Below are 13,115 nucleotides of genomic sequence, written 5' to 3' on the forward strand. Positions count from 1 at the left end.
GCCGAGCCGGGTGGCGGGCCGGCGCAGCGGGACCAATCCACGTCAGCGCGTGGGTTGAGCGCCGCCGCGCAGGTCCTCCTCGATCCGCCGGGCGGTGGCGAGCAGCGGCGGCAGCAGTTCCCGGCGGATCACCTCGGAGGTGCCCCGGCTGGCGTGCGCCGACACGTTCAGCGCGGCGATGACCGAGCCGTCCTCGCCGTGGATGGGTGCGGCCAGCGACCGCAGCCCCTCCTCCAACTCCTGGTCGACCAGCGCGAACCCCTGGTTGCCGATCCGGGTCAGCGCGGCGCGGAGCTTGGCCGGGTCGGTGATCGTACGCCGGGTGAGCGGACGCAACTGCGCCGTGTCGAGGTAGCCGGCGAGCCAGTCGGCCGGCTGTCCGGCCAGCAGCACCCGCCCCATCGAGGTGGCGTACGCGGGGAACCTGGTCCCGACACTGATCGCCACCGCCATGATCCGCTTGGTCGGCACCCGGGCGACGTAGACCACCTCGTCGCCGTCGAGCACCGACATCGAGCAGGACTCGTGGACCTGCGCGACCAGCGCCTCCATGTGCGGCTGGGCCACCTCCGGCAGGCTCAGGCTGGACAGGTAGGCGTAGCCCAGTTCCAGCACCCGGGGCCGCAGCGAGAACAGCCGCCCGTCCGTACGCATGTATCCCAGCTCGACCAGGGTGAGCAGGAAGCGGCGGGCGGCGGCCCGGGTCAGCCCGGTCGCGCGGGCCACCTCGCTCAGGGTGAGCTGCGGGTGGACGGCGTCGAAGGCCCGGATCACCGCGAGCCCGCGCTCGAGGGACTGGACGAACTCCGGACTACGCGACGCCGTCTCGGTCGCCTCGGTCACCCATCCTCCTGTTGCAGAGTGCGCTGTGCGACCTTGAACGCCCGGTTCGCCGCTGGTACGCCAGCGTAGACGCCGACCTGCAGCAGGACTTCGAGGATCTCCTCGCGTGTCAGACCGTTGCGCAGCGCGGCGCGTACGTGCATCGCCAGTTCCTCCTCGTGCTGCAGAGCGGCCAGCATCGCCAACGTGATGCAACTGCGGGTACGCCGGTCCAGGCCGGGACGGGTCCAGATCTCGCCCCAGGCGTACCTGGTGATGAAGTCCTGGAAGTCGGCGGTGAACTCGTCGGTACCGGCGACGGCCCGGTCCACGTGCGCGTCGCCGAGCACCTGCCGGCGTACCGCCATGCCGGCCTCGTGCCGCTCACGGTCGTCCATCGGGCTCCCCCGGCGATCCGAAATGGTCCAGCAGCAGAGCGGTGACCGTCTCGGGCTGCTCGACGTTGGCCAGGTGGGCGGCGTCGGGCACCACCCGCAGCCGGGCGCCCGGAATCGTCGCGGCGATGAGTTCGGCGTGCGGCACCGGCGTCGCCGGGTCGTCGGCTCCGGCGACCACCAGTGTCGGAGCGGTGATCCGGGGCAGGTCCGGCCGCAGGTCCATCGCCCCGATCGCCTCGCAGCAGGCGGCGTACCCGTCGGCCGGGGTCGAGGTCAGCATCGCCCGGTGGGCGGCGACCACCTCGGGCCGCCGTACCGCGAAGGATGGGGTGAACCAGCGGGCGAGCACCGCGTCGGCAACCGCCCCGGTGCCGGCCCGGCGTACCGTCTCCGCCCGCTCCCGCCAGCCCTCCGGTGGGCCGAGCAGGGCCGAGGTGCAGAGCAGCGCCAGCCGTTCCACCCGCTGCGGGGCGTACGCGGCCAGCCACATGCCGACCATCCCGCCGAGGGACAGTCCCGCGTACGACACCCGCCGGATCCCGAGGTCGTCGAGCAGGTCCAGCAGGTCGGCGCCGAGACCGGCGATCGTGTACGGGGCGGACGGCGGTGCCGAGCCACCGTGACCGGCGTGGTCGTACCGGATCACCCGGAACCGTGACGCCAGTACGCCGACCTGCGGCCCCCACATCTGCCCGGTGGTCCCCAACGAACTGCCGAGTACGAGCACCGGCGCGTCTTCGGGACCGTCGATCCGGGCGTGCAGTCGACTCGTCATCGGCCTACCTCCCCTGGCGGGTCACCGGCCGGCCGCTGTTCCCGGTGCCGGGTCAGGGCGCGGTCGACGAAGATGCCCGCGGATCCCAACCACCGGTCCGGGTCGAGTGCCCGGTCGAGGTCGTCGTCGGTGAGCAGGGCGCGGACCGTCGGGTCGGCGAGCAACGCGTCCCGCAGCGTCGACCCGGAGCGGGACGACTCGGCGGCGGCTCGGGCGACCAGGTCGTGCGCGGCGGTACGCCCGACCCCGGATGCGAGTCGGGCGGCGACCGCCTCGGCCAGCACCAGGCCGCCGGTGGCGGCGAGGTTGGCCCGCATCCGGTCCGGCCGGACCCGCAGCCCGTCGAGCAGTCGCCGGGTCCGGAAGGCGACGCTGCCAGCGAGCCGGAGCAGGTCGAGCAGCGGTTCCCATTCCGCATGCCAGCCGCCGGCCGCCCGCTCGTGCTCCTGGATCGCGGCGGCGTACATCGTCGCGACCAGGTGTGGGGCGCGCCGGGCCGCCGCCGTGACGAGGATCGAGTCGACCGGGTTCTGCTTGTGCGGCATCGCCGACGAGCCGCCCCGTCCCGCCGCGCCGCCCTCGGCGACCTCCGCCACCTCGGACTGGGCGAGCAGGCCGACGTCGAGCGCGATCTTTCCGGTGGCCACGATCAGTCCGCCGAGCGCGGCGCTGAGGTCGAGCAGCGGTTGCCGTCGGGTGTGCCAGGGCAGCGGGGAGGTGGCCAGGCCGAGCCGGTGGGCGAGTCGGTCGGCCACCGCCGGACCGGCCGGTCCGAGGGCGGCCAGGGTGCCGGCCGCGCCACCGAGCTGCGCCGGCAGCCCGAGCCGGTCCGGAGGTTGACCCGGCCGGGCTTGCGGGTCGAGCCGGGTCCCCGCGTCGAGCAGGGGGTCGAGTCGGGTCCCGGCGTCGAGCGGCAGGTCGGGTCGGGTCCCGGCGTCGAGCAGGACGTCCAGCCGGGTCCCGGCGTCGAGCAGCGCGGTCAGCCAGCCGGCGGCCTTGAGCCCGAAGGTGGTCGGTGCGGCCTGCTGGCCGAGCGTCCGCGCCACCATGACGGTGTCACGGTGCTCGTGGGCGAGCCGGGCGGCGGCGTCGGCCGCGGCGTCGAGGTCCTGCCGCAGCGGCACCCCGGCCCGTACGGCCACCAGGACCTGCGCGGTGTCGAGCACGTCCTGGCTGGTCGCGCCGAGGTGCACCCACGGCCGGGCGTCGCGCGGTACGGCGGCGGTCAGCGCCCGGACCAGCGGGACCACCGGGTTGCCGGCGGCGTCGGCGTCCCGCCCGAGCGCGGCCGGGTCGAACCGGTCGGCGCGGCACTCCCGCCCGATCGCCCCGGCCATCGGTGCCGGCACGAGACCCTCGTCGGCCGCCGCCTCGACCAGGGCGCGTTCCACGTCGAGCATCGCCTGCAGCACGGCCCGGTCGGTCAGCTCGGCGTCCACCCCGGCTGCTCCGAACAACCCGCCGAACAGCGCGCCCCGGACCGGTGTCCCGGCCCCGTCGGCTTCGGCGCCGCCGGGCTCACCGGGTCGGTCCCCGGCCGGTACCGGGCCGAACTGCTCCCCGGCCGGTACGCCGCGCAGTCGCGCGGGTGGGCGGTCCTCAGACGGCGAAGAAAACGGTCTCATGCTCGCCCTGCAGGTGGATGTCGAAGTGGAACCCGTCGGGCGCGCCTCGGGCCACCAGGGTCGCACGGCGGTCCGGGTCGATACTCGCGAGCACCGGGTCGGCTTCGTTGCCCGCCGGTTCGTCGGGGAAGTAGAGCCGGGTCACCAGCCGGTGCAGCAGCCCCCGGGCGAAGACCGACAGGTTCAGGTGCGGCGCCTCGACTGTTCCATCGGGTCCGGGCAGCGGTCCCGGCTTGACCGTGCGGAGGGCGTACCGGCCGGAGGCGTCGGTGGGGCTGCGGCCGAAGCCACGGAAGCCGACGACCGTCGAACGGCGGGCACCCCGGGGGTCGTCCGGGTGGTCGAACCGGCCGTCCGGATCGGCCTGCCAGCTCTCGACCAGCGCGTCGACCACCGGTGCACCGGCACCGTCGAAGACCTGCCCGCGCACCCAGATCTCCCCCGGCGTGCCGGCCGGTACGACGTCGGGCCCGTCCGGCCAGAGCAGGCCGAGGTGCAGGTACGGCCCGACCGTCTGCGACGGGGTGGAGCCAGTCCGCTCAGTCATCGTCGTCGTCCCCGTCCTCGAAGGGCGTGCTGTCCCGGCCCCGCAGGACGATGTCGAACTCGAAGCCCAGCGCCCACTCCGGCTCGGAGACCGTGTGGTCGTACCGGGAGACGAGCCGTTGCCGGGCCTGCGGGTCGGGGATCGAGTTGAAGATCGGATCCTGGAAGAAGAGCGGGTCGCCGGGGAAGTACATCTGGGTCACCAGACGCTGGGTGAACGCCCGGCCGAACAGGGAGAAGTGGATGTGCGCCGGCCGCCAGGCGTTGAGGTGGTTGCGCCACGGGTAGGCGCCGGGCTGGATGGTGACGAACCGGTACCGCCCGTCGGCGTCGGTGATCACCCGTCCGACGCCGGTGAAGTTGGGGTCCAGCGGTGCCGGCCAGTTGTCCACCGCGTGCCGGTACCGGCCGGACGCGTTCGGCTGCCAGATCTCGACCAGGGTGTCGGGGACCGGGCGGCCGTCGCCGTCGCGTACCCGGCCGTGCACATGGATCCGCTGGCCGAGCGGTTCGCCGTCGTGCTGGCGGGTGAGGTCGTGGTCGAGCGGGCCGAGCCGTTCGGCGCCGAGCAGTGGTCCGGTGATCTCGGTGAGCCGCTGCGGGAGCAGGACCAGCGGCCGGGTGGGGGCACGCAACACGGTCGAGCCGTACTCGGGGCTGAGCAGCGGCGGATGCGTACGGTCGTCGTCCGGTCGGTACGTCGGCAGCACCAGGCCGGTCGGGCCGCGTCCGGTGGTTTCGGTCATCGGTCCCTCCTAACAGGCTTCGAGCACGACGGCCAGCCCCTGGCCGACGCCGATGCAGATGGCGGCCAGCCCGTACCCGCCGCCGCGGCGGTGCAGTTGCCAGGCGAGCGAGCCGAGGATGCGCGACCCGGACGAGCCGAGCGGGTGTCCCAGGGCGATCGCCCCGCCCTGCGGGTTGACCAGGTCGGGATCCAGTTCCGGCCACTGCGACAGGCAGGCCAGCGACTGGGCGGCGAACGCCTCGTTGAGTTCGACCACGGCCAGGTCGGTGAAGCCGATTCCGGCCCGGTCCAGCGCCCGCCGGGCCGCCGCCACCGGGCCGATGCCGAACAGTTCCGGTTCGATCGCGGTGACCGCCCGGGAGACGATCCGGGCCAGTGGCGCCCGGCCGATGGTGTCGAGCCCGGCTCGGTCGGCGAGGAGCAGGGCGCTGGCGCCGTCGTTGAGCGGGGAGGAGTTGCCGGCGGTCACCGTACCGTCGGGCCGGAAGGCCGGCTTGAGGCCGGCGAGCGCCGCGGCCGAGGTCGTCGGCCGCACGCTCTCGTCGCTCACAAGATCCGTTCCGGGTACGGCGCTGACCTCGTCGGTGAAGCACCCGTCCGCCCAGGCTGCGGCGGCCAACCCGTGGCTGCGCAGGGCGAACGCGTCCTGCGCCGATCGGGAGATCCGGTACCGGTCGGCCAGTTGCTCGGTGCACTCGCCGAGGCTGGCGGTCCACTGCGCCGGCATGTTCGGGTTGACCAGCCGCCACCCGAGCGTGGTCGAGTGCAGCGTCTGCGCCCCGGCGGGGTAGGCCCGTTCGGGCTTGGGCAGCACCCACGGGGCGCGGCTCATCGACTCGACGCCACCGGCCAGGCAGATCGAGGCGTCGCCGACCGCTATCGCCCGGTTGGCCGCGATGACCGCCTCCAGACCGGACCCGCAGAGCCGGTTGACGGTGGCGCCGGGCACCGACGGTGGCAGACCGGCGAGGAGTACGGCCATCCGCGCCACGTCCCGGTTGTCCTCCCCGGCGCCGTTGGCGTTGCCGAGCAGCACGTCGTCGATCCGGGCCGGGTCGAGATCCGGGCTGCGCCGCACGATCTCCCCCACCACGTGCGCTGCCAGGTCGTCGGGGCGTACGCCGGCCAGGGCGCCGCCGTACCGGCCGATCGGGGTGCGTACCGCGTCGACCAGGTACACCTCGCCGGTCATGGCGCACCTTCCAGGGTGGCGCTGAGGGCGCGCAGCGCGTTCAGTTCGGCCACGGTCGGCGCGGGTTCGGTGACGAGGTTGTCGGCGACCGCGAGCGGCCACCCGGTCGACGCGCGGGCCCGGTCGACGGTGGCACCGGGATGCAGCCGGGTCAGGGTCAGCTCCAGGGTGTCCGGATCGGGTTCCAGGACACCGAGATCGGTGATGACCAGGCGGGGCCCGCCGCCGCGCAGTCCGAGCCGTTCCCGGTCGCCCGGTCCGCGTCCGTAGCCGACCGAGGTGACGAAGTCGACCCGCCCGACGAACGTACGCGGGGTCTGCCGGACCACGACGATCACCTCGCGGCAGGAGGCGGCGATCTCGGGCGCGCCACCGGCCCCGGGCAACCGGACCTTCGGGTCGCCGTAGCTGCCGCCGATCACGGTGGTGTTCAGGTTGCCGAGGCGGTCGAGTTGGGCGGCCCCGAGGAAGCCGACGTCGATCCGGCCGGGCTGCAACCAGTAGTTGAAGACCTCCGGCACCGAGACCACCGAGTCGGCGGTGTCGGCGAGGATGCCGTCGCCGATCGAGAGCGGCAGCCGGTCGGGTTTGGCGCCCAGGCAACCGGACTCGTAGATGAGCATCAGGTTCGGGGCGTGCGTGGCGCGGGCCAGGTTCGCCGCTGTGCTCGGCAGTCCGATGCCGACGAAGCAGGACGTGCCGTCGCGCAGTTGCCGGGCGGCGGCGACGGTCATCATCTCGTCCGCCGTCCAGTCCGGATGTTCGGTCGTATCCAGGCCTCCACTCATTCCGACTCAACCGCTTCCAGCACGTGTCGCTCCATCCACTGGCGGAAGGTGTCCCGGTCCCGGCTGATCTCGTCCCAGCCGACGTAGAAGTTGTTGTCCCGGACCGAGTAGCCCTGGGCGTACGACGGGTGCGCGCCGCCGGGGACCTCGGCCACCGCGCCGACCACCCAGGCCGGCAGGATCACCTGACCCGGTACGGGTTCCAGCCGGTCGACGACCTCCTCGACGGTGACCAGGGACCGGCGGGCGGCCAGCACCGCTTCCTTCTGCACCCCGGTGATGCCCCAGAGCTGGACGTTGCCGGCCCGGTCGGCGCGCTGGGCGTGCACCACGGTGACGTCGGGCCGCAGTGCCGGTACGGCGGTGAGCAGTTCGCCGGTGAACGGGCAGCTGATGGTCCTGATGTTCGAGGTGTGCCGGGGCAGGTCGGTGCCGGTGTAACCACGCAGTACGGCGAACGGCAGGCCGGAGGCGCCGGCGACGTACCGGTTGGCCATTCCGGCGTGGCTGTGTTCCTCCAGGTCGAGCCGGCCCGGCCAGGAGTTCTGCACGGCGTCGCGGAACCGGTGCAGGGAGCCGACGCCGGGGTTGCCGCCCCAGGAGAAGACCAGCCGGTTCGCGCACCCCATGCCGATGAGCTGGTCGTAGATGACGTCCGGGGTCATCCGTACCAGGGTCAGGTCGCGCCGCCCCTGGCGGATGATCTCGTGTCCGGCGGCGAACGGGATGAGGTGGGTGAAGCCTTCGAGGGCGACCACGTCCCCGTCGTGCACCAGCTCCGCGATCCCCTCGGACAGCGAGACGATGTTCGCCATCGGCCTTCCGCCTCCTCGTTTCCGAGCCGCCGCCACGTGTTCGGCATGCGGACTGTCGTCCTCAATTCGAACGTAGCGGCCGGCGAGGCGTTCCGTCAACGAGGTCGCGACCCTCCCCAAGGGACGCCGGAGCCGTTGCGGAAATGTTGCCGCCGCAGGTCGGGATGAGGCCTTGACGTGAGGCTCACCACATGCCAAGTTCTAAATGAGAACAGCCGTTCGCCTTGCGAACACCACCACCACCGCTTCCGAACACCCTCGAGGGCTTCCGGTCGAGGCCCGCCCCCCTCGGTCCGTCCAGGACCACCGGACGCAGGAGCGACTCATGCGCCGTCTCATGGTCAGTGCCATCGCCGCCACCCTGATACTCGGCGTGGCCGCCTGCGGCTCCACCGAGGACACCGGCGACGACGGCGGGTCCGCCGGACCGGACAGGGTCAAGGTCGGCGCGATCCCCATCGTCGACGTGGCACCGCTCTACCTGGGCGAGGAAAAGGGTTTCTTCCGCGACCAGGGGATCGAGCTGGAGGTGGTCAACACCACCGGGGGTGCCGCGGCCGTGCCCGGCGTGGTCAGCGGCGAGTTCGACTTCGCCTTCGGCAACGTCGTCTCGCTCATCCTGGCCCGTTCCCAACGGCTGCCGCTGAAGGCGATCGCGGTCGGCAACTCGTCCACCGGCAAGGCCGACGCCGACTTCGGCGGCATCGTGGTACCAGCGGGCAGTCCGATCCAGACCGCGGCCGACCTCGCCGGCCGTACCGTCGCGGTCAACAACCTCAAGAACGTCGGCGACACCACCGTGCGCGCCTCCATCCGCAAGGCGGGCGGCGACGCCACCAAGGTGAAGTTCGTCGAGCTGCCCTTCCCCGACATGCCGGCCGCGGTCGCCGCCAAGCGGGTCGACGCGGCCTGGATCGTCGAGCCGTTCTTCACCGTGGCCCGCAACGAGGGCGCCCGGGTGGTCGCCTCGAACTTCGTCGACACCGCGCCGAACATGACGGTGGCGGCGTACTTCACCAGCGAGAACGTCGTCAAGGAGCGGGCGGACCTGACCCGCCGGTTCACAGCCGCGATCGAGACCTCGCTGAAGTACGCGCAGGAGCACCCGGACGAGGCCCGCAAGGTGCTGCTGAGCTACACCAAGATCGAGGCCGCGGTGACCGAGCAGATCACCCTGCCCGCCTGGCCCACCGAGATCAACCGCGAATCGGTGCAGGTCATGGCCGATCTGATGCTGACCGACGGGCTGATCAAGGAGAAGGTCGACATCTCGGAACTGCTCCCGTGAGTTCCGGATCGGGGCGCCGGGCCGGTGGCGGCACCACGCTGCTCGGCGTACTCGGGTTCGCGACCTTCCTGGCCGTCCTGGAGTTGGTGCCGCGCAGCGGGCTGGTCTCTTCCGACTACCTGCCGCCGCTGAGCCGGATCGCGGTCGCGCTGACCGACCTGCTCGGCGAACCGGATTTCTGGACCGCCGCCGGTGACACCGTCCGGGGCTGGTTCCTCGGTCTGGCCATCGCGGTCGCCCTCGGCATCGTGCTCGGCTTTGTCATCGGCACCGTGCCGGTGCTGCGCGAGTTCACCGCCTCGACGATCGAGTTCCTCCGGCCCATCCCGTCGGTCGCGCTGATCCCGCTGGCCGTCCTGCTCTTCGGCACCGACCTGCGCTCGGTGCTGCTGCTGGTCGTCTACGCCTCGTTCTGGCAGGTGCTGATCCAGGTGCTCTACGGCGTACAGGACGTCGACCCGGTCGCCCAGGACACCGCCCGTACGTTCGGTCTCGGCCGGTGGGCCCGGATCAGGTACGTCACCTGGCCGACCGCGCTGCCGTACCTGCTCACCGGGGTTCGGCTCGCCGCCGCGGTGGCGCTGATCCTGGCGATCACCGCCGAACTCATCATCGGCGCACCCGGCCTCGGCAACGCCATCGGTACCGCCCAGTCCGGCGGTGCGGTCGCCGAGATGTACGCCCTGGTCATCGTCACCGGACTGCTCGGGGTGGCGGTCAACGTGCTGGCCCGGCTGGTCGAGCGCTGGCTGCTCGCCTGGCACCCGTCGATCCGCAGCGAGGTAACAGCGTGACCGAGCGAAGCGAGGTGCCGGCGTGACCGAGCGAAGCGAGGTGCCGGCGTGAGTCTCGTACTCCGGATGGTCAGGGGGGTGTTGGCGGTGCTCGCCCTGCCGGTGGCGCTGCTGACACTCTGGTGGATCACCTCCGCCGACAGCACCACCTACTACCTGCCGCCGCTGTCGGAGATCCTGTCCATCTTCGACGACGTCTGGCTGCACTCCACCCGGCTCGCCGACGACGTACTGCCCAGTGTGCTGCGCCTGCTCACCGGTTTCCTCGTCGCGGTGGTGCTCGGCGTCGGGCTCGGCGTACTGATCGGCTCGTCCCGGGCGCTGCGCGCCTTCTGCGAACCGGTACTGGAGTTCCTGCGGGCGATCCCGCCGCCGGTCCTGATCCCGGTGCTGATGCTCTTCGCCGGCATCGGCGACTCGATGAAGGTGCTGGTGGTCGTCTCCGGCGCGGTCTGGCCGATCCTGCTCAACACGGTCGAGGGCGTCCGCGCGGTGGACGAGGTCCTCACCGAGACCTGCCGGTGCTACGGCATCCGCGGCCCGGCCCGACTCTGGCACCTGGTGATCCGCTCGGCCAGCCCGCAGATCGTCACGGGCATGCGCCAGGGCCTCTCGATCGGCATCATCCTCATGGTGATCAGCGAGATGTTCGCGGCCAGCAACGGGCTCGGCTTCACCATCATCCAGTTCCAGCGGTCGTTCGCGGTCACCGAGATGTGGACCGGCATCCTGCTGCTCGGCCTGCTCGGATACCTGCTCGCGCTGCTGATGCGGGTCTTCGAGCGGCGGGTCCTTCACTGGTACTTCGGGCTGCGTCAGGCGCAGCGAGGCGGGAGTCGATGAGCACCATGACCGAGACCCAGGCACAGGCACAGGCACAGGCCGACGGCGGTGTGCTGCTCGACGTACGCGGAATCCGCAAGGTGTACGACGGCCGTGGCCGGTCCGTCGAGGCCGTCCGTGACCTGACCTTCTCCGTCGGCCGGGGTGAACTGGTGTGCGTGGTCGGACCCTCCGGCGCGGGCAAGACCACCCTGCTCAAGTGCATCGCCGGACTGCTTCCGCCGACCGGCGGAGCGGTGGTCCTGGAGGGGAACACGGTGGCGGGTCCGCCGCCGGGCATGGCCGTGGTCTTCCAGGAGTACGGCCGCAGCCTGTTCCCGTGGATGACCGTACGGGACAACGTGGAGCTGCCGCTGAAGCAGAAGAAGCTGCCCCGTGCCCGTCGTCGGGAACTCGTCGAGGAGGCGCTCGCCGCGGTCGGCCTCGCCGACGTGCACACGGCCCACCCGTGGCAGCTCTCCGGCGGGATGCAGCAGCGGGTGGCGATCGCCCGCGCGGTCGCGTACGAGCCGCACATCCTGCTGATGGACGAACCGTTCGCGGCGGTGGACGCGCAGACCCGGGCCGACCTGGAGGACCTGGTCCGGTCGCTGTGGCAGCGACTCGGCGTGACGATCCTGTTCGTCACGCACGACATCGACGAGGCGGTCTACCTCGGCCAGCGGGTGCTGGTCCTGTCCAGCTCACCGACGGTGGTGCTGGACGACGTGGCAATCGACCTGCCGGCCGAGCGCGACCAGCTCGGCACCCGCTCGTCGCCCCGCTTCGCCGAACTGCGGGCCCACGTCTTCGGGCAGATCCAGCGGGCGAAGGACGGCCGGCCGGCCGAACCGCGATGACCACGGTCCGCGACGCGACCTGGGCGGTGCTGCGCGAGTACGGCATGCGCCGGATCTTCGCCAACCCCGGTTCGACCGAGGTGGCCTTCCTCGCCGACCTCCCCGACGACCTCGAGTTCGTGCTCGCCCTGCACGAGGGCTCGGTGGTCGGCCTGGCGACCGGGCACGCGATCGCCACCGGGGCGCCGGCCTTCGTCAACCTGCACACCACCGCCGGGCTCGGCAACGCGGTCGGCGCGCTGGCCACCGCCCGGGTCAACCGGGCGCCGCTGGTGGTCGTGGTCGGTCAGCAGGACCGCCGGCATCTGGCCCTGGAGCCGTTCCTCGCCGGACAACTCGACCGGCTCGCCGGACCGTACCCGGTCTGGGTGGACCAACCGGTGCTGGCGCAGGACGTACCGGCGGCGGTCCGTCGGGCCTGGCACGAGGCCGGCCAGCACCGGGGTCCGGCCCTGGTGGTGGTGCCGATGGACGACTGGTACGCCGACCTCGATTCGTCGCTGGGGCTGGCCGCCCCGACCGTCGTACGGCGATCGGGTTCGGCACCGGGTCCGGCCGCCGACGAGGTCGCCCGGCTGCTCGCCGACGCGTCCGCCCCGGTGCTCGTGGTCGGTGCCGGTGCGGACGACCGGGCGAGCTGGGACGCGCTGGTCGAGTTGGCCGACCGGCTGGACGCCCCGGTGTGGCAGGAGGCGTTCGGTGCCCGTGCCGGTTTCCCGCAGGACCATCCCCGGTTCGCGGGGCACCTGCCGGCCGGGCGGTCCCGCCTGCGTACGGTGCTCACCGGGCATGACGTCGCCGTGGTCGTCGGCACCGGCGCGTTCCGGCAGTACCCGTACGAACCGGGACCGTTGGTACCCGCCGGGATGCGGGTCGCGGTGGTTTCGGACGATCCGGCCGAGCTGCACCACAGCAGCGCCGACCTGGCCGTACTCGCCGACCCGGCGACGTTCTGCGCGGCCGTGGCCCGGCTGCTGCCGGACCGCCCGGTGGTGCCGGCGAGCGCGCGACCGGGGGGCGGCGACCTGCTCGACGCACCGGACGACGGGGAGCCGCTGCGGGCCGGGCACGTGTTCGCCGCGTTGGCCGCCCGGCTGCCGTCCGACGTGGTGCTGGTCGAGGAGACCCCGTCCACCCGCCCCCAACTGCACCGGATGTTGCCGGCCCGGCAACCCCGCGGTTTTGTCAGCGCGGCCATGGGCGGCCTCGGCTTCGGTCTGCCCGCCGCCGCCGGACTCCGCCTCGGCGACCCGAGCCGGCCGGTGGTGGCCGTGCTCGGCGACGGGTCGTCGCTCTACGCCATCCAGGGACTGTGGAGCGCGGCCCGGTACGGCTGCGGCGTGCTGTACGTGATCCTCTCCAACGGACGCTACGCGATCATGGATCGGCTGGCGGAGAAGCACGGCGGCAAGCCGCCCTGGCCGGCGTTCGACGAGATCGACGTGGCCGGACTGGCCCGCTCGTTGGGCTGCCCCGCTCGGCGGATCACCGCGTACGCCGACCTGCTGGCCGTACTCGACGAGGTGGTGCCGACGCTGGCCGACCGGACCGAGCCGCTGCTGCTCGACGTACAGGTGGCGACCGAACCGCACTTCGAACCCTGAGCCCGTTCCGGCAGGCCCAGCCCAGCCTGCCACCCGCG

14 protein-coding genes are annotated in these 13,115 nt (G+C 72.5%); 5 read left to right on the forward strand and 9 right to left on the reverse strand.

The genetic code is table 11. The features are described 5' to 3' along the window. Positions 1–42: 42 nt before the first annotated feature. The 9 genes from OIE47_RS34490 to OIE47_RS34530 are packed head-to-tail and all read right to left on the reverse strand — an operon-like array spanning position 43 to position 7,709. Positions 43–843 carry an IclR family transcriptional regulator gene (locus OIE47_RS34490; protein WP_326558730.1) on the reverse strand — a complete coding sequence of 267 codons (801 nt, stop codon included), beginning with the start codon at positions 841–843 and terminating at the stop codon, positions 43–45. Next, positions 840–1,220, reverse strand: coding sequence for a 4-carboxymuconolactone decarboxylase (pcaC, locus tag OIE47_RS34495; RefSeq protein ID WP_326558731.1), 381 nt, complete (start codon positions 1,218–1,220; stop codon positions 840–842). Before pcaC ends, OIE47_RS34490 begins: the two co-directional genes overlap by 4 nt. Next, the gene (gene pcaD, locus OIE47_RS34500; protein WP_326558732.1) at positions 1,207–1,995 is read right to left on the reverse strand and encodes a 3-oxoadipate enol-lactonase; all 789 of its coding nucleotides are present in this window, start codon (positions 1,993–1,995) and stop codon (positions 1,207–1,209) included. The genes pcaC and pcaD overlap by 14 nt, the downstream gene beginning before the upstream one ends. Continuing rightward, a complete protein-coding gene (locus tag OIE47_RS34505; protein WP_326558733.1) occupies positions 1,992–3,620 on the reverse strand; it encodes a class-II fumarase/aspartase family protein in 1,629 nt (542 codons plus the stop codon). Before OIE47_RS34505 ends, pcaD begins: the two co-directional genes overlap by 4 nt. Further along, positions 3,595–4,167 carry a protocatechuate 3,4-dioxygenase subunit alpha gene (gene pcaG / locus OIE47_RS34510; RefSeq protein WP_326558734.1) on the reverse strand — a complete coding sequence of 191 codons (573 nt, stop codon included), beginning with the start codon at positions 4,165–4,167 and terminating at the stop codon, positions 3,595–3,597. Before pcaG ends, OIE47_RS34505 begins: the two co-directional genes overlap by 26 nt. Next, positions 4,160–4,912 carry a protocatechuate 3,4-dioxygenase subunit beta gene (pcaH, locus tag OIE47_RS34515; protein WP_326558735.1) on the reverse strand — a complete coding sequence of 251 codons (753 nt, stop codon included), beginning with the start codon at positions 4,910–4,912 and terminating at the stop codon, positions 4,160–4,162. Before pcaH ends, pcaG begins: the two co-directional genes overlap by 8 nt. Positions 4,913–4,921: 9 nt before the next feature. Next, positions 4,922–6,106: a thiolase family protein gene (locus OIE47_RS34520; protein ID WP_326558736.1), complete on the reverse strand. Its 1,185-nt coding sequence runs from the start codon at positions 6,104–6,106 to the stop codon at positions 4,922–4,924. Beyond that, positions 6,103–6,894 (reverse strand): CoA-transferase subunit beta, encoded by a 792-nt coding sequence (locus OIE47_RS34525; protein WP_326558737.1) that lies wholly within the window; start codon positions 6,892–6,894, stop codon positions 6,103–6,105. Before OIE47_RS34525 ends, OIE47_RS34520 begins: the two co-directional genes overlap by 4 nt. Further along, complete coding sequence (locus OIE47_RS34530; protein ID WP_326558738.1) at positions 6,891–7,709, reverse strand: CoA transferase subunit A; 819 nt, start codon at positions 7,707–7,709, stop codon at positions 6,891–6,893. Before OIE47_RS34530 ends, OIE47_RS34525 begins: the two co-directional genes overlap by 4 nt. Before the next feature lie 325 nt (positions 7,710–8,034). Here OIE47_RS34530 and OIE47_RS34535 point away from each other — a divergent pair, with 325 nt between their 5' ends. From OIE47_RS34535 to OIE47_RS34555, 5 genes are read left to right on the forward strand one after another with little or no spacing between them, the layout of a single operon-like run. Then, positions 8,035–8,997, forward strand: a complete 963-nt coding sequence (locus OIE47_RS34535) for an ABC transporter substrate-binding protein (protein WP_326558739.1) — start codon at positions 8,035–8,037, stop codon at positions 8,995–8,997. After that, positions 8,994–9,791 (forward strand): ABC transporter permease, encoded by a 798-nt coding sequence (locus OIE47_RS34540; protein ID WP_326558740.1) that lies wholly within the window; start codon positions 8,994–8,996, stop codon positions 9,789–9,791. Before OIE47_RS34535 ends, OIE47_RS34540 begins: the two co-directional genes overlap by 4 nt. A gap of 48 nt (positions 9,792–9,839) precedes the next feature. Further along, a complete protein-coding gene (locus OIE47_RS34545) occupies positions 9,840–10,634 on the forward strand; it encodes an ABC transporter permease (protein WP_326558741.1) in 795 nt (264 codons plus the stop codon). After that, positions 10,631–11,473 carry an ABC transporter ATP-binding protein gene (locus tag OIE47_RS34550; RefSeq protein WP_326558742.1) on the forward strand — a complete coding sequence of 281 codons (843 nt, stop codon included), beginning with the start codon at positions 10,631–10,633 and terminating at the stop codon, positions 11,471–11,473. Before OIE47_RS34545 ends, OIE47_RS34550 begins: the two co-directional genes overlap by 4 nt. After that, on the forward strand, positions 11,470–13,077 hold the full coding sequence (locus OIE47_RS34555) for a thiamine pyrophosphate-dependent enzyme (RefSeq protein ID WP_326558743.1): 1,608 nt from the start codon (positions 11,470–11,472) through the stop codon (positions 13,075–13,077). The genes OIE47_RS34550 and OIE47_RS34555 overlap by 4 nt, the downstream gene beginning before the upstream one ends. The last annotated feature ends 38 nt before the right edge of the window (positions 13,078–13,115 follow it).

Origin of the sequence: Micromonospora sp. NBC_01796 (assembly GCF_035917455.1) — a bacterium.
Lineage (GTDB): Bacteria > Actinomycetota > Actinomycetes > Mycobacteriales > Micromonosporaceae > Micromonospora_G.